The 16,462-nt window shown below is 42.3% G+C and carries 13 protein-coding genes; 3 read left to right on the forward strand and 10 right to left on the reverse strand.

The window, feature by feature from the left end; genetic code table 11:
- Positions 1–3 precede the first annotated feature (3 nt).
- Positions 4–336, reverse strand: coding sequence for a YtxH domain-containing protein (locus C6Y07_RS16970; protein ID WP_060595773.1), 333 nt, complete (start codon positions 334–336; stop codon positions 4–6).
- A 20-nt stretch (positions 337–356) separates the two neighbouring features.
- The gene (locus C6Y07_RS16975; RefSeq protein ID WP_034665148.1) at positions 357–827 is read right to left on the reverse strand and encodes a low molecular weight protein-tyrosine-phosphatase; all 471 of its coding nucleotides are present in this window, start codon (positions 825–827) and stop codon (positions 357–359) included.
- 174 nt (positions 828–1,001) lie between these two features.
- On the opposite strand from C6Y07_RS16975, the gene C6Y07_RS16985 reads away from it, so the two are divergent.
- Together C6Y07_RS16985 and C6Y07_RS16990 are read left to right on the forward strand one after the other, a co-directional pair.
- The gene (locus tag C6Y07_RS16985; protein WP_060595772.1) at positions 1,002–2,357 is read left to right on the forward strand and encodes an alanine/glycine:cation symporter family protein; all 1,356 of its coding nucleotides are present in this window, start codon (positions 1,002–1,004) and stop codon (positions 2,355–2,357) included.
- Positions 2,358–2,434: 77 nt separating this feature from the next.
- Positions 2,435–2,650: a DUF1128 domain-containing protein gene (locus C6Y07_RS16990; protein ID WP_003214000.1), complete on the forward strand. Its 216-nt coding sequence runs from the start codon at positions 2,435–2,437 to the stop codon at positions 2,648–2,650.
- Between the two features lie 112 nt (positions 2,651–2,762).
- Here C6Y07_RS16990 and C6Y07_RS16995 read toward each other — a convergent pair whose 3' ends face one another.
- Complete coding sequence (locus C6Y07_RS16995) at positions 2,763–3,281, reverse strand: type 1 glutamine amidotransferase domain-containing protein (protein ID WP_060595771.1); 519 nt, start codon at positions 3,279–3,281, stop codon at positions 2,763–2,765.
- Positions 3,282–3,535: 254 nt separating this feature from the next.
- Between C6Y07_RS16995 and C6Y07_RS17000 the strand changes: the two genes are divergently transcribed.
- Entirely contained in the window at positions 3,536–7,825 is a 4,290-nt protein-coding gene (locus C6Y07_RS17000; protein WP_060595770.1) for a multifunctional 2',3'-cyclic-nucleotide 2'-phosphodiesterase/3'-nucleotidase/5'-nucleotidase, read from the forward strand.
- A gap of 48 nt (positions 7,826–7,873) precedes the next feature.
- Here the strand turns inward: C6Y07_RS17000 and C6Y07_RS17005 are convergent, their stop codons facing one another.
- The 7 genes from C6Y07_RS17005 to C6Y07_RS17035 form a co-directional block, all read right to left on the reverse strand.
- Positions 7,874–8,308, reverse strand: a complete 435-nt coding sequence (locus C6Y07_RS17005; protein WP_060595769.1) for a hypothetical protein — start codon at positions 8,306–8,308, stop codon at positions 7,874–7,876.
- 73 nt (positions 8,309–8,381) lie between these two features.
- Positions 8,382–9,110 carry a trehalose operon repressor gene (treR, locus tag C6Y07_RS17010; protein ID WP_060595768.1) on the reverse strand — a complete coding sequence of 243 codons (729 nt, stop codon included), beginning with the start codon at positions 9,108–9,110 and terminating at the stop codon, positions 8,382–8,384.
- 19 nt (positions 9,111–9,129) lie between these two features.
- Positions 9,130–10,830 (reverse strand): alpha,alpha-phosphotrehalase, encoded by a 1,701-nt coding sequence (treC, locus tag C6Y07_RS17015; protein ID WP_060595767.1) that lies wholly within the window; start codon positions 10,828–10,830, stop codon positions 9,130–9,132.
- Positions 10,831–10,845: 15 nt separating this feature from the next.
- Positions 10,846–12,282 carry a PTS system trehalose-specific EIIBC component gene (gene treP, locus C6Y07_RS17020; RefSeq protein ID WP_034665169.1) on the reverse strand — a complete coding sequence of 479 codons (1,437 nt, stop codon included), beginning with the start codon at positions 12,280–12,282 and terminating at the stop codon, positions 10,846–10,848.
- A 165-nt stretch (positions 12,283–12,447) separates the two neighbouring features.
- On the reverse strand, positions 12,448–12,834 hold the full coding sequence (locus C6Y07_RS17025; RefSeq protein ID WP_060595766.1) for a DnaJ family domain-containing protein: 387 nt from the start codon (positions 12,832–12,834) through the stop codon (positions 12,448–12,450).
- 79 nt (positions 12,835–12,913) lie between these two features.
- On the reverse strand, positions 12,914–14,638 hold the full coding sequence (locus C6Y07_RS17030; protein WP_034665174.1) for a methyl-accepting chemotaxis protein: 1,725 nt from the start codon (positions 14,636–14,638) through the stop codon (positions 12,914–12,916).
- 31 nt (positions 14,639–14,669) lie between these two features.
- Positions 14,670–16,328: a pyridoxal phosphate-dependent decarboxylase family protein gene (locus C6Y07_RS17035; protein ID WP_060595765.1), complete on the reverse strand. Its 1,659-nt coding sequence runs from the start codon at positions 16,326–16,328 to the stop codon at positions 14,670–14,672.
- Between the last annotated feature and the right edge of the window lie 134 nt (positions 16,329–16,462).

The raw sequence follows: 16,462 nt of genomic DNA on the forward strand, positions 1-16,462 counted from the left end.
TGATCAATCTGTCTGTTTCGATTGAAAGTGATCCTTTGTTTCTTCAATAATTTCTAATACCCTTGGGGTTGTTTCCTTTAACTGATTGACCTGTTCATTTAAAAATGACAAATCATCTGAGACTGTTCGCATCAGCTGCTTCGTTTCTTCCATTTTTTCTTTCATGCAAGCCGATATTCTGCCTGGCTCCTGGCGGTATTCATCCAGCTTTTGCTGGCAGTCATTCCATTTGTCTTTGAGTGCAATTCTCGTTGGCCGATGAAATAAAGTCAGCAATGCGCCGCAAGCTGCTCCTATGACAGCTCCTCGGAGCACGATTTGATTTTTTTCTTCCATCTCGTCTGATCTCCTTTCAGTTAAAGGTGGTTCTCTTTCTTTACATACGTCAAAAAACGGTCAATTCCTGTTTCAATTAATTCATGGACTTCCTCAAAGTTCCCAGTGTAATAAGGATCTGGCACATCATCTCGATCGTCGTCTTCTACAAAATCAAGAAGACGGCCAATAAAGTGATGTTTCCCATAGCCGGCTATACTGCGAAGTGCCCCTACATTTTCTGCATCCATCGCCATGATATAGTCGTATGTGGTGATATCCTTCTCCATGATTTGTCTTGCAGTCATTCCTTCATAGCTGATGCCTTTTTCATCAAGCAGTTTTCGCGTTCCTTCATGCGGAGGACTTCCTTGATGCCAGCCGCCAATCCCTGCTGAATCAATCACAAAGTGCTCGCTAAGCCCCTCATCTTCTACTCTTTTTCTAAACATGGCCTCTGCCATCGGTGACCTGCAAATATTGCCAAGACACACGAATAACACATGAATCATTCTTCATTCTCCTCCTATCTTTTCCCTAAGAGTTCTTTTCGAAAACCTTTTCTCTATCATATCAAGCCCTTTTTCTTTTGGAAACTTTGCAAGAAAAGCTCTCATCGCCATTGACAAATTACACAAAAACAGGAGAAACTTTAGGAGAATTACACAAACAAAGGGGGATATTAGATGGGAATAATTGAGCAGTTTGTCACGACGATGAACAATTTTTTGTGGGGGCCTCCCCTATTGATTTTAATTGTTGGTACTGGAATATACCTCACCTTTCGCGTTCTCTTCATTCAAATTAGATTACTTCCTTATTCTTTAAAGCTCGCTTTTTCTAAACAAGACAAAATGTCAGAAGGAGATATTTCTCATTTCCAAGCGTTAATGACGGCTCTTGCTGCAACTGTCGGTACAGGGAATATCGTAGGTGTGGCCTCGGCAGTTATAGCGGGTGGTCCGGGTGCGGTATTCTGGATGTGGTTTGCTGCATTTTTCGGAATGGCCACTAAGTTTGCAGAAGCTGTTCTTGCAGTTAAATACAGGATCAAAAACGAAAAAGGCGAAATGTCTGGCGGACCTATGTATTATTTAGAGCATGGATTGAAACAGAAATGGCTAGGGGTTCTATTTGCTGTTTTCGGCGCCAGTGCTGCCTTTGGGATCGGAAACCTGGTACAGTCTAATTCCATCTCAGGAGTCATGAATTCTACTTTTCAAATTCCAACATGGGTAACAGGTATCATCATTACGGCTTTTACGGCACTCGTGATTTTAGGCGGAATTAAAAGCATTGGCCGGGTCACATCTATTTTTGTACCAGTCATGGCTTTATTCTACGTCATTTGCGGTCTGATCATTCTTGTCATGAATGCTGATCTCGTTCCAGGCGCAGTCGGTCTTATTTTCTCAGATGCCTTTACGGGTCAAGCCGTGGCAGGTGGTGCAATTGGAACTGTCATTCGCTGGGGTGTGGCACGAGGAGTATTTTCCAATGAAGCAGGTCTTGGGTCAGCACCAATTGCTGCTGCGGCTGCGAAAACGGATATGCCTGCCCGTCAAGCTCTCGTATCTATGACGCAAGTGTTTATCGATACAATCATTGTTTGTTCTATCACTGGCATTACCATTGTCATGGCAGATATGTATTTAACAGTGAAAAGTGATGCGCTGACCTCGTTATCCTTTGCTCATTTCCTCGGTCCAGTTGGCTCAACCATTGTGGCAATCGGTCTGCTCTTGTTTGCCTATTCCACCATCATTGGCTGGTCCTATTATGGCGAAAAATGCTTTACATATTTGGCGAAGGATTCGTACGTCATGTATTATCGCATCGTGTTTGTCATTGCTGTCTTTTTCGGTGCCGTGTTTAAAAATGACTTCGTTTGGGGTGTGGCAGATATGCTCAATGGGCTGATGGCGATTCCAAACTTAATCGGGCTCATCGGTTTATCAGGGGTTGTCGTATTTGAATCCAAACGAATCATTGATAAGATTAAGCAGGAGAAAAAGGAGAAAAACATCTCCGTGTCATCTTAATAGCCCTTTTATTCTTTTGCATTTCTGTTAAAATAGACATATTATTCGACATATATGCAGGAAAGGACGTGCCGCCCTTGTCAGAGCAAAAAGCGGCTGAAGTCAATCAGCTGATTGAAGACATTTCGCAAAAGTTAAATATGCTGAACATTGGAGTCATCAAAGCCGAGGACTTCAGTCCAGACAAGTACGAAGATATCGAATTTCTTCACCAAATGGTGATGAAAAAATCTTCATTCAGCCCAAGTGAAATGCAAGCCATCGCAAGCGAGCTAAAAAACTTAAGAAAATAATGGTGCATCAGGAAGCTGCTTTGCGGTCTTCACGCAGTTTCCTTACATCATGCGCAGAAAAAGCCAGCACCCCTTAAGGTGCTGGCTTTTTTTATCCTGTCATAACTGCGGTTTATTTCTCAAGCAGTTTTAATGATTCACGGTTAAATGCTGGAATGTCATCAGGTGTACGGCTTGTCACAAGCTGATCCTGACAAACGACAACTTCTTCGTCTTTAAATTTAGCGCCTGCGTTTTCCATATCTACTTGAATGGATGTATAGCCAGTTGCGCCTCTTCCTTCCAGCGTCTTCGCTGTAATAAGCAATTGCGGTCCGTGACAGATCGCAAATACTGGTTTTTTCTCATCCATAAATGTTTTAGTGAATTGGACGTAACGATCATCTGCACGCAGAATGTCTGGTGAGAAACCGCCAGGAATCAGAAGTGCATCGAAGTCTTCAGGCTTCACGTGATCAATGGACGCATCCACTCTCACTTCTGCATCTCCTTGCTTCCCTTTCACTGTTTTTCCTTTTTCGTTTTCAATCACTGTGATTTCATGGCCTGCGTCTTTAAAGGCTTTTGCAGGCTCGGTGAATTCAACATCCTCAAAGTAATCTGTTAATACAACTGCAATTTTCTTACCCATGTAGAAACCCTCCTGCTTGATTATCGTTTACACTACACACTATACCCGGGCATGTTGAAATGAAACATCCTATCCCTATCAGAAAACCCCTTACGATAAAAATAAGCATTTAGACTCATTCGCATTCCCTCAACAAGGTAATTCGTATGATTTATGTTATCTTTACAATAATCTGCAAAAAATAACTACAAAAGTTAACGAAACATTTCTACAATAGGTATTGTGGTCAAAAAAATTAGAAAGGCGGAGATCAGGTGAAGAAGCAAACACATAGGTCTAAACGAAGGAAAAACCTGTCTATTCTGCTCACTTCCATTATGATGATTAGTCTCATTCTCCCAGCAGTACCTACTCATGCAGAAACAGAAAACGGCAAAGCCGTAAAGGTCAGCATCTTAGCCACAACCGATGTTCATGCGAACATGATGAATTATGATTATTACAGCGACAAAGAAACAAATGAATTTGGCTTGGCAAAAACAGCCGAGCTGATTGACAAGCACCGTTCACAAAATCCAAATACACTCCTTGTTGATAACGGAGACCTGATTCAAGGAACCCCTCTTGGAGAATACGTTTACAAACATGAGAAAGACAGCATCATCAATCAAACAAAGGTTCACCCCATTATTCATACACTCAACAAACTAAAATACGATGCAGGAACACTTGGCAATCATGAATTTAACTACGGATTATCTTTCCTTGACGGTACCATTGCGGGCGCCAACTTCCCGATTGTCAATGCGAACGTCAAAAAGCTAAATGGAGAACACCGTTTTACACCTTACGTGATCCAAGATAAAACCTTTAAAGATGCAAACGGAGCCTCACAAACTGTGAAAGTTGGTTACATAGGATTTGTTCCACCACAAATTATGACGTGGGATAAGAAGCATTTAGATGGACAAGTCCAAGTGCAGGACATCGTCGAATCTGCCAATGAAACCATTCCTGAAATGAAGGCGAAAGGCGCAGATGTCATTGTCGCTCTTGCCCATACAGGAATTGAAAAAACAGCTTCACCTAAAGGATCAGAAAATATGATCTTTGACCTTGCCACGAAAACAAAAGGCATCAATGCCATTGTATCTGGGCACCAGCATGGCACATTCCCAAGCGCTGAATATAACGGCGTTGACAAATTCGATGTCTCAAAAGGAACCATCAACGGCATCCCAGTCGTCATGTCAAAAAACTGGGGCAGCTACCTCGGAGTCATTGATTTAACACTAGAGCCTGACGGCAGCAGCTGGAAGGTCACCGACGGAACAGGCAAGATCGAATCTGTTGCCGGAGTATCATCTCAGAAAAGCACAGTAAAAGATGCCATTCAAACAACGCATCAAAACACACTTGATTACGTGAGAAAGCCTGTTGGCAATACAGAAGCAGACATTAATAGCTTTTTCGCTCAAGTGATGGATGACCCTTCGATTCAAATTGTGACAGATGCCCAAAAATGGTATGCACAAGAAAAAATGAAGGACACTGCGTATCAAAATTTACCGATTTTATCTGCAGGTGCGCCGTTTAAAGCAGGCGGACGAAACGGTGTAAATTATTATACAAATATCGCAAAAGGAGATTTAGCGATTAAGAACATCGGCGATCTCTACCTTTACGATAACACTGTGCAGATTGTGAAACTGAGAGGCAGTGAAGTGAAAGACTGGTTAGAAATGTCTGCCGGACAGTTTAATCAGATCAAACCGAACGTTTCAAAAGAACAGCCGATTTTAAACGAGGAATACCGCTCGTATAACTTTGATGTAATAGATGGTGTGACATACCAAGTCGATGTGACGCAGCCTGCTAAATACAGCACAACAGGCACACTGGTCAACGCCAATGCAAACCGCATCAAAAACCTGTCTTACAACGGGAAAACAGTCTCTGACAATCAAGAATTTTTAGTCGTGACAAATAACTATCGTGCTTCTGGCGGCGGAGGCTTTCCGCATCTGACCCAAGATAAAGTGGTGCTTGCCTCAGCAGATGAGAACCGCCAAGTACTGATGGATTATATTATCGAACAAAAAACCATCAACCCAAGTGCAGATCAAAACTGGGCCATTGCACCGGTGAAAGGCGCAACTTTAACATTTGAATCTTCTCTTTTAGCCAAACCGTTTGCTGAGAAATCAAGCAGCGTAGACTTTGTTCGTAACGCAAGCACAGATGGTCTTGGTGTGTACAAGCTAGCCTTTAAAGAGGATGGCACAACAGAACCGCCTTCATCAGACAACTGGAATTTAACAGTCATGCATACGAACGATACACACGCACACCTTGATGATGCGGCAAGACGCGCAACAAAGATCAAAGAAATCCGTGCTGAAAGCAAGAACAATATTTTATTGGACGCTGGAGATGTCTTCTCTGGTGACCTATACTTCACAAAATGGCAAGGACTTGCCGATCTGAAATTGATGAACTTAATGAAATACGATGCCATGACGTTTGGTAATCATGAATTTGACAAAGGTCCTTCTGTACTACGTCAATTTCTGACAGGTGATGCATCAGATGTCGATCCGAAAAACCGTCATCAATTTGAAAAGCCTCAATTCCCGATTGTGTCATCAAACGTGGATGTCTCGAAGGAAAAACAATTGAGCGACTTAGTGAAAAAACCAGCCTCATTTAAAGCTGGTGAGAAAAAAGAAGCCGGGATCTACCCTTACATCCTGCTTGATGTTAATGGTGAAAAGGTGGCCGTATTCGGCTTAACGACTGAAGACACAGCCATTACATCCAGCAGCGGTCCTAACATTCAATTTAAAGATGCGTACAAGAAAGCAAAAGAAACAGTCAACACCATTCAAACAGAAGAAAAAATCAATAAAATCATTGCGTTAACACACATTGGCTACAATCGTGACCTTGAGCTGGCTCAAAAAGTTGACGGTATTGATTTAATCATTGGCGGTCACACGCACACACTTGTTGAAAAATTAAAGGTCATCAATAAAAAAGAACCTACAATTGTCGCTCAGGTGAAAGACTATGGACAATTTTTAGGGAAAGTAGACGTAGCCTTTGACAAAAAAGGCGTCGTACAGCCAAAAGAATCTTCTTTTGACCTGATCTCTATTGATGACTCTGTCAAAGAAGATGCAGATGCAACAGCGATCCTTGATGGGTACAAAGCAGATATTCAAGATTTAAAAACAGAAAAAGTCGGCTATACAGATGTCCTATTAGACGGACAACGCGAGCACGTCCGTGCGAAGGAAACGAATCTTGGGAACTTTATTGCCGACGGCATGCTGCAGAAAGCACAAGAATCTGCCGATGCTGACCTTGCCATCACAAACGGCGGCGGTATTCGAGGCAGCATTGAAAAAGGAGATATCACTTTAGGTGATATTTTAACGGTGATGCCTTTCGGAAATACACTTTATGTCGCAGATTTAAAAGGCAGTCAAATTAAAAAAACACTCGAACAGGGGCTGTCAGGCATTGAGGAAGGCGGAGGTGCATTCCCTCATGTAGCTGGCATTGAATATACGTTTACACTCAGTAAACCAGCTGGCAGCAGGCTGATTGATGTGAAATTGAAAGACCAAAAGGGTCAACTGACAGACATTGATGATGAGAAAACATACCGCGTAGCCACAAACGCATTTGTCGGCACAGGCGGCGACGGCTACAGCGTCTTTACAGAAGCCTCTCACGGCGAAGACTTAGGGTATGTCGACTATGAAATCTTCAAAGAGCAAATTGAAAAGGCAGACGGGCAGATTTCGCCTGTCATCGATCACAGGGTGAAAGAAGTGTTCCTTCCTCGCGTGAAAGGAAAAGGCGCTTATGACATTCAAGATGATAAGAAATTCCAAACGTATGTGCAGCATACAAACAAAGCATTTCTCTATTTAGACAAAGCAAGCAAAGCGGAAAACGTTCAATTGTCTCTATCAAAAGCGCAAGTAGCCGAGCTGAAGAAAAGAGAGCAAGATCCAAACGTCACCATCTATCATGACAAAGTGGGACTCGCATTGCCGCTCTCCAATTTGTCAGAGAAAAGCGCAGATATATGGATGACAAAGACGGATAAAGTGAAAAACGCATTAACGGATACGTATGATTTCCAAATCAAACAAGACAAGAAAAAGGTTTCGACCTTTAAAGACCCTGTCACACTATCCTTTACACTAGACGAGCCTCAAAAGGCGAAAAAACCTGGTGTGTATTATGTGGATCGCGAGAAGAATCGTTACGCCAAAACAAGTAACGGATCGTTCGAAAATGGAGTCGTATCAGGTCAAACTGAGCACTTCAGCGAATACACCGTCCTCAATCAAAATGAAGCAGCTGGAACAACCCCAGATCAAACTGGTGGAGACGGCGAAACATCAGCACCAGGCGGAGGTACAGGTACAGATCCAAACCAAGATGGAACCGGCCTACCAGGCGGCACACTGCCGAATACAGCCACTATGATGTATACAGCTGTACTGATTGGCGTGCTCATGCTCGCCGCAGGCGGTATCCTTTATTACTACCAGCGCAAGCGTACAAGAAAAAATGTATCATCCTAAAGGAAAAGGACAGAGCCTATGCTCTGTCCTTTTTTCATGGAATAGTCATTAATCTTGAGATAAATAGATCCAATTGCGGTCGTCAAATTCTTTCACATCATCTGACCCTATATGCCGAAGCATTCTATTAAAGAACATCATGTCATTTTCATCCTCGACATCATATAAATTCTTTAAAACATAATCTCTCGTAATAAAATTCGTTAAGTTCGTATTATTTACTAAATCAGCAAAAAAACCTTTTACCATCGTTAAATCCTCTTCACTTAATTTCTCATCATTGATAATGGAAATATGAAACACATTCAAAATCGCTTGTATATCTTCTTCATCCATATAACATAATGGGTCTAGCTTTCTGTCTTCTTCCGTAAACGGTTTTCGCGTATCTTCAATGATGACATAACATAAAATCTGATGATCTTTCATCACGCTGAATATTTCTAAATCTCTTAATTTTAGTGGTCTATTTAATCTAATCATCTTTCCTCCTAAAAAGGGTGATCTATTCGTCGTCTATCTCTCTCCTTCTCCCAAAACCTGAAATGGACAGAGCCTATGCTCTGTCCACTTTTTCTCTTCTTGCAAAATCGACGAATCTGAAGCGGTCTAATCGGTGACGGCTTTCCGTGTATTGAAATAAACTTGTATCCTCTAAGAACACGTAATTCTTCACGACGACGACATGGTCAAACCCGTTCAAATCAAGATACTTGGCGTCTTCTTCTGTACATGGCTCTACCACAAATTCCTTTTGGGCATAGCTGATTGATACACCGAGCTCTCCTTCAATATACTCGTAGATTGATCCTTCACAAATGTCCTTCGACAAGACTGACACATGCTTTTGCAAAAAGTAATCCTTGTCTAAAATCACTTCTTCTCCGCTAATATTGCGAGAGCGGATGACTTCCCAGACATCCTCCTGTCCACTTATTTTCAGCTGAGACTGAATATACTGATCCGGTTTGATTAAACCAAATTCGTGAACCGTCGTAACTGTCTTTCGGCCAAGTGTTTGGGAAAGCTCTTTAAAGCTGACGAGACCCGAGACTGGGAATTGCATTTTCTCACGATTCAGCAAGACAGAGCCTTTCCCGCGGATTTTTTGGATATAGCCATTTTGCACAAGGATATTTAATGCCTTTCTTACCGTCTCACGGGACGTATCGTACATCAAGGATAGCTCATGCTCTGATGGCAGAATGCCTTTATCCTGCCAATCACCTTGTTCAATTCGTCTTGCGAGCTGATCATAAATCACTCGAAACTTATTCTCTTTCATTTTCCCTCCGCCCCATTTTCTAGCGTTTGGTTAAATGATAAACGATTGACTCATATGGACGCAACGTAAATCCCTTCATATCTGCCGGTACATCCTCATAATTGGATAACAGCACTTGCCCCTCCATCTCATCTATAGCCTGCACGAGCTCATCAGGAAGCGTAAAGTCCGCCTCCCCTGCATAAAAATGATTGATCACAAGAAGCTTCTCCTCATGGCTTTCTCTGACATAAGCAAAAACCTTCGGATCTTCTGCTAAGAGTAAAGTGAAGCTTCCATATGTGATCACATCAAGTTCTTTACGCAGCCTGCAAAGCGCTTGATAATGATAGAAAATAGACGACTGATCCTTTAATGAAGCTTCTACTGAAATGTCGTTATTGGCTGGCTCAATCCAAGGTGTTCCTTTTGAGAAACCTGCATTCTTTTCTGAGGTCCACTGCATCGGTGTTCTCGCATTATCTCTTGACTTGACCTGTAAAATGGCGAGTGCTTCTTCCTTTGATTTCCCTTTTTCAAGCATGGCTTCATACATATTAAGTGATTCAATATCACGGTAAGACGATATGTCCTCAAAACGAGGATTCTTCATGCCAATTTCTTCACCTTGATAAATATACGGAGTCCCTTGCATGAGATGAATGGTAGTCGCCAGCATCTTCGCTGATTGCTGATGATACGTGTCATCATCACCATACCTTGAGACGATACGCGGCTGATCATGATTGCACCAGAAGAGCGCATTCCAGCCGCCGCCCTCATGCATTTTCGTCTGCCACTCAGACAGAATCGACTTCAATTCATGAAAATCAAATGGTGCGAGGGCCCATTTTTCTCCGTTTGGATAATCGACCTTTAAATGATGGAAATTAAACGTCATATCCAGCTCCTGCCGATCCGGTCTTGTATACCGAATGCAGTCTGCGATATTCGTTGAAGACATTTCCCCGACTGTCATGCTGTCATATTTCGAAAAAACCTCTTGATTCATTTCATGCAGAAACTCATGAATTCTTGGGCCATCCGTATAATACATCCGGCCGTCTCCTTGCACAGACTGTCCGGCGTCATCTAAGAAGCGTTGATCTTTCGAGATGTTGTTAATGACATCCAGCCTGAATCCATCAATTCCTTTTTCAAACCAAAAATGCATGATGTCATATACTTGCCTGCGCACCTCATCCTTTTCCCAATTAAGATCCGCCTGTGTGACATCGTATAAATGAAGATAATACTCTCCCGTTGCTTCATCTAGCTCCCATGCCGGACCGCCAAATTTTGACTGCCAATCATTCGGCGGTGATCCGTCTGCTTTAGGCTCCTTCCAAATATAATAATCTCGATAAGGATGATTCTTTGACTCGCGTGATGCTTGAAACCACTCATGGAAAATGGATGTATGATTGACGGCTAAATCCATGATGACTCGTATACCTCGATCATGGGCTTCTTTCAGCATGTGTTCAAAATCCGCCATTGTGCCGTACATGTCATGGATTTTTGTATAATCACTAATATCATAGCCGTTGTCATGCTGCGGAGACTCATACATTGGCGTGAGCCAAATACAATCCGCCCCCAGCTCTTTAATATAATCGAGCTTTTTTGTCACACCATTGATATCGCCTGTACCTGAGCCCGTTGTATCTAAAAAGCTCTTCGGATAAATTTGATAGACCACCGCTTTTTTCCACCACGGTTCGTTTGTTTGTTGTTTCAATTTCCTTCACCACCACTAGTTAAGTTCTTGTGAAACATCTTTCTTCTTTTTTAGCTTTGCATACAAAAGGGTTCCAATGAACGGGACGATGAGTACAATGACCATCCCTATCGCAAATGCGCCCCAATATTTCGGGATAATGGAGAAGATTCCTGGAATGCCTCCAACACCAACTGAGCTTGCCAGCACCCCTTGAGAGGCGATAAACATACCAGCTAAACCAGAGCTAATAAGTGCAAAAATAAATGGGAATCGATAGCGCAGGTTGACGCCAAACATCGCTGGCTCGGTAATTCCTAAGTAAGCGGAAATACTTGATGTCAGTGAGAGCCCCTTTTGCTTTTCATCTTTTAAAACAAACATCATCGCAAGTGCGGCTGATCCTTGTGCGATATTAGACAGTGCGAGCATCGGCCATAGAAATGTGCCATGCAGTTTGGAATTAATCAATTGAATATCGACAGCGAGGAACGTATGGTGCATCCCTGTAATCACTAATGCAGCGTACAATCCGCCGTATAATAGACCGCCAAGTGCTGCGAATTGCTGGAATACAGCCACAAGTCCAGATGTTAAAACGTTTCCGATCGCAAATGTAACAGGTCCAATGACGATAAAGGATAAAAAGCCAATGACTAATAACGTAATCGGTGCAACCACTAACAGCTGAATACTTTCAGGTGTCCGTTTTGTGATAAATAATTCGAGCTTCGCTAGTAAATACGAGGCAACGAGTATCGGAAGAACCTGCCCTTGATAGCCTACCTTTTGCACTTCAAGTCCAAACAAATTCCAGACAGGAATCTCACCAGATTTTTCAGCCGCTCCATAGCCCCACGCATTTAATAAGTCTGGGTGTACAAGCATCAGCCCAAGGACCATCCCTAAGAGCGGATTTCCTCCAAACCGCTTCACTGCTGACCAGCCGATTAATGCGGGCAGGAATGTGAAGGCAGTGCCTGCAATCAAGTTGATCATATTCGCTAAATCAGCCCATGCCGGATACACATCCACAATCGATTTTTGATCAAAGAAAATATCTGGAGCTGTTAAAATATTATTAATCCCCATTAATAAACCGGCTGTGACGATGGCAGGAAGAATCGGAATAAAGATATCCGCAAGCGTTTTCACAGCACGCTGCAATGGATTTAATTTTTGATCAGAGGCACGCTTAACGTCCTCTTTTGTGGCTTCCCCAATGCCTGTCTGTTTCACCATTTCGGCATATACCCGATTGACGACCCCTTGGCCGATAACAACTTGGTATTGACCGTTCGCTGAGAAAGATCCCTTTACTTCTTCTATTTGTTCAAGTGCTTTCTCGTCAACCTTTCCTTCATCTTTCAGTACAAAGCGCAGCCTTGTCACACAATGTGTCGCTTGATCAATATTTTCTTTGCCGCCGATGGCTTTCACAATCTGATCTGCTGCTGCCTGATAATCAGCCATGCTATCCCCTCCGAGATCGTTTTTTATAAGAAAAAAGAACCAAAAAAACTTGTATATACATGTTTGTTTCTTATTTTATATTTGTATATACATGTAGTCAACAACAAAATGTAGCGCTTTCATAAAAAAAGCTCCCTCAATGTGCTCAGGAGAGGCAGCGTGTCATCATCTTTTTTTATGCTCCGTTAATTTTTCGTAGACCCTGTTTTTATAAAAGGAGGAGGCTGGACGGGCAAAAGTTTGACGCTTAGATGCGAGTTCATCCAGGCGTTTTTGTTTTTCTTCACATATGAGAGAAAGTTTTTTTCTTTCCTCTCCGTCTATACTGGAGTGAAGCAGCTCTTTGACGGTCATGAGTTCTTTTTTCAGTGCTGTTTCTTCCCCAGCAAAGCCAGCATTTTTCATCATCCTGTAGCCCATTCTGAGTTCTTCAGGTACATGAGCAGCATCATCTTTAGGCAGGGGTTTCCCAAAGCCAGATAATCCTTCAAAAGCCCCGTGATCCATCGCTTTTTTAATCCGTTCTTCTGATAATCTCTGCGCAAAATCCATGGCGTTTCTCCTTTCGTCTGAAACGATTTGATTAAGCATAGCAAAAAAGCTGACTCTCTCACAAGAGTCAGCTTTCTCGTTATTTATTGTCAATTTTGAAGGTAGAAACCATCTGTGCTAAGTCCTCTGACATATCAGAGAGCTGTTCAATCGCACTTGAAATTTGCTGCATGCCAGCACTTTGCTGTTCTGTTGCTGCCGCTACTTCTTGAGAGCTGGCGGCGTGTTCTTCCGATACAACCGAAATTTGTTCAATCGATGTAGAAATCGTTTGATATGCTTGCTCTACTTGCTTAATAGAAGCAAGCAAATTGTTCGTTCTTCTTGAAAACTGAGATACGCCGTCGTAAATCACAGCGAAGTTTTGTGACGTGCCTTCCATTTGTTCACGTCCTTCTTCCACTGCTTTACTGCTTTCCTCTACGCTTTCAAGAACACGCTGACTGTTTTCCTGTGTGCCGATGACGAGGTCTGAAACGGTTTTAGCCGCATCCGCTGATTGCTCAGCTAACTTACGCACCTCATCTGCCACAACAGCAAACCCTTTTCCTTCTTCTCCAACACGTGCCGCTTCAATTGAAGCATTCAGTGCAAGCAGATTCGTTTGCGCTGAAATGTCCGTAATAATCGAGATGACACTTTCAATCTCCGTTGAATGAGATTGTAATTCTTCTGCTGCCTGCTTTGAGTTGGTCATCTTGTCATGTAACATATTCAGATGCTCAAGCACATGATTCACTAGTTTTTGACCAGATTCTGACTGCTCTTGTACGTCAGATGAAACAGATTTCATTTCATCGACTTCTTTTGTGACACCTTCGATTTGAGTATCGATCTCTGCAACGGATGTTGTACAATCCGTAATATTTGCGACAGAATCATTGATTCCTTCACTCATATTCGTCATGGCTTCTGACACTTGCTGCGCACTTTGACTCGATTCATTCGTTACGGTGCGAAGCTGTGAGGACATTTTCGACACTTCACTAGATGAGTTTGAGATCTTCGCAATGAGCTCTTTGATCCGCCCCTGCATCTTTTGGAAGGATGCGGCAAGTTGACCGATCTCATCTTTACTTTCAACCTCTACCATTCCAGTTAAATCACCGTCAGCAATTCGGTTCGCTGATTCCATCAATGAACGTGCTGGTTTCGCAATTCTTCTGCCCATGATAAAGGAGAAAAACAACCCACCGATGAGCACAATAGCAGATGCAACCGTGATATAGATCGTCAGCTTCTTCGTTGTTTCAGGCACAACAGACGCATCTAAATCAATTCCTAAAATCCCTGTCAGCTCACCGCCTGAATCCTTGATTGGCAAAAAGACTGATTTATGTGTACCAAATGAGTCTTTGTAAATATCACTTTTGATCATTTTATCTTCAGAAAGTGCTTGTTTCATCTCATCTGAAAAGGCATAATCTTGATCAAAATCATTTTCTTCCCCAGTTAATATAATAATTCTTTCTTTGCCGCCTTTATTAGATAGCACGTATAAGTTCTCAAGCGTATGATCTTCTTGAAGCTCCTTGAATTTCTTTTTGACCTCCACATAAAGGGGATCATCCTTCCCGCTAATGCCAAGAACGTTTCCATCCAAATTATCGATTTCTTTCTTTGCAGTATCAATATCTGTTGTTAATCGATAATCAAATTGCTTTAATAACTGGGATGATAAATCCTGGCTGACTAGATAAAATGTTAAAACGAATAGTGCAACGGTTGCAAGTAATGTTACGACAACGACTGACATGATTTTAGAGGATATCGTGTATCCTCCAAATTTCCTTTGTTTCGCCATTTTTTCCTACATCTCCACTCTCAGATTTGATTTAAGCATGTACATGTTCAAATTGTCCACAAACAGATGCGATCACATCTTTTAAATAAGATACGATATGTGGGATATGCTCTGGTAACGTATAAGGTGAGATGACAAAAAACTTACTAACACTTAGATAGAATTCTTGTCCTTCTTTTGCATTTACAAGTAAAAACTTCGTTGTATCGCCAAAGAACATTTCGTCTCTTTTCTCTCCAAGCTTTTCAAACAGCATTTTGTTCAATTCATTGTTCCGCTCAATTTCCATTGCAGTCGCTTCGCCTGAAATTTCTTCTTGAAAGCGCGGTGAGCCGTCTAGGTAAATTCTAAATAATGTAGCCATTCCGACGTTGTCATCATTCACGACTTCTGCTTGCGGAATTTCTTGACTGAGTGCTTCTCTGAAGGCAAGGTTCACCTCTAGGAATTGACCGAGCAAGCGCTGGTAGCCTTCAATTCCAAACGTTAACAGCACACTCAGCATACTGATAGAGCTTCCCATTCTTGAGCATTCCAGTGTATAACCCGTATGGTATTCGCCGTAGCCTCTATGACCAACATATGGTGTCTCTTGTTCTTCCAGATCTAAACGCTTTAGGTCAGCAGCATTTTTCACTAAGAATAAACTAGATGTGTAAGGTGTTTGGCCGAGCTTTTGAAAGTCAAAGCACATCGTGTCAGCAAGAGAAAGATGCTGGAATTTCGCTTTGATTTCTTTTAGCATACGAAGAACACCGTCTGAGAATTGCAGCGGGTTTTCAGCTACATCATACTCATTAAAGAAAGCAAAGAATCCGCCAAGCGCTGAATCCGCATGAATATGCGGCACCTGTAGACCATACTCCTCAGCAATGGCTTCTGCTGTTTCACGTACCCCTTTTACATCATCAATTGCAATGGCATCTGTTGTTCCGGTTGTTGCGACAATATAAACGGGAATTCCGCCATTTTGTGCAACACGTTCCATTTGACAACGCAAATCTTCCATATCCATCGAATGATCTTTATTCGTCTTAATTCTGATCAAGTTGTCTGTGCCAAGTCCTGTTGCTTCCATTGACTTAAATAAGCTGTAATGTGCAGCATCAGAACAAAACGCATAAAGATTTTGCGGGACACCTTTTCGCAGTGACTCCGGCGCAACTTTTGCAATCGCTAAACGTAGTCCTGAGAAAATGGCTCCCTGACCTCCCCATGTTGTATATCCCCCGCTCACACTTGGATCATATCCGATGAGCTTAGACATCATTGAGACCACTCTGACCTCAGCTTCCGCTCCTGCTGGTCCATAAACATCCCATAGGTTGTTTCCATTTACCAGCATGGCCGTCAGCATGCCTAGAATTCCTGGTGTACTTGCCATTGGCAAAATGTTCGTGAAGAAATACTTTGTGTGGTATGGATGGTTATGTAAAAGCTTCAGTAATTCTTCATTCACAAGTTCCGCTTGTTGGCCGTTCACCGGAATTTGACTTGTTTCAGTGAGCTTTTGGTAAAAATCTTCTCCACGATTCTTTTCACCCTTTAGGTGTGCACGGTTCGGATCTTTCAGGTGATCGACCCCTGAAACAATCTGCTCCATCAATTTGATGAGTTCTTTACGCTCTGCTGCATTTCCGTCCTCACTCGGAAACCAGTTCTGAACGAGGTTCTCTGCTCGTACAGTCATATACTATCAATCCTTTCAATGGAAGATTTCCTGTCAAAGTCTATATCGACCCCAATTTAAAAGTTTATAGTCTCGAAATGTTCACTTAAGTATATTTAGATAATTTGTTCATTCATTAAAATAAATAAAACCCT

This window comes from Bacillus sp. LNXM12-1 (assembly GCF_003004375.1).
GTDB lineage: Bacteria > Bacillota > Bacilli > Bacillales > Bacillaceae > Bacillus.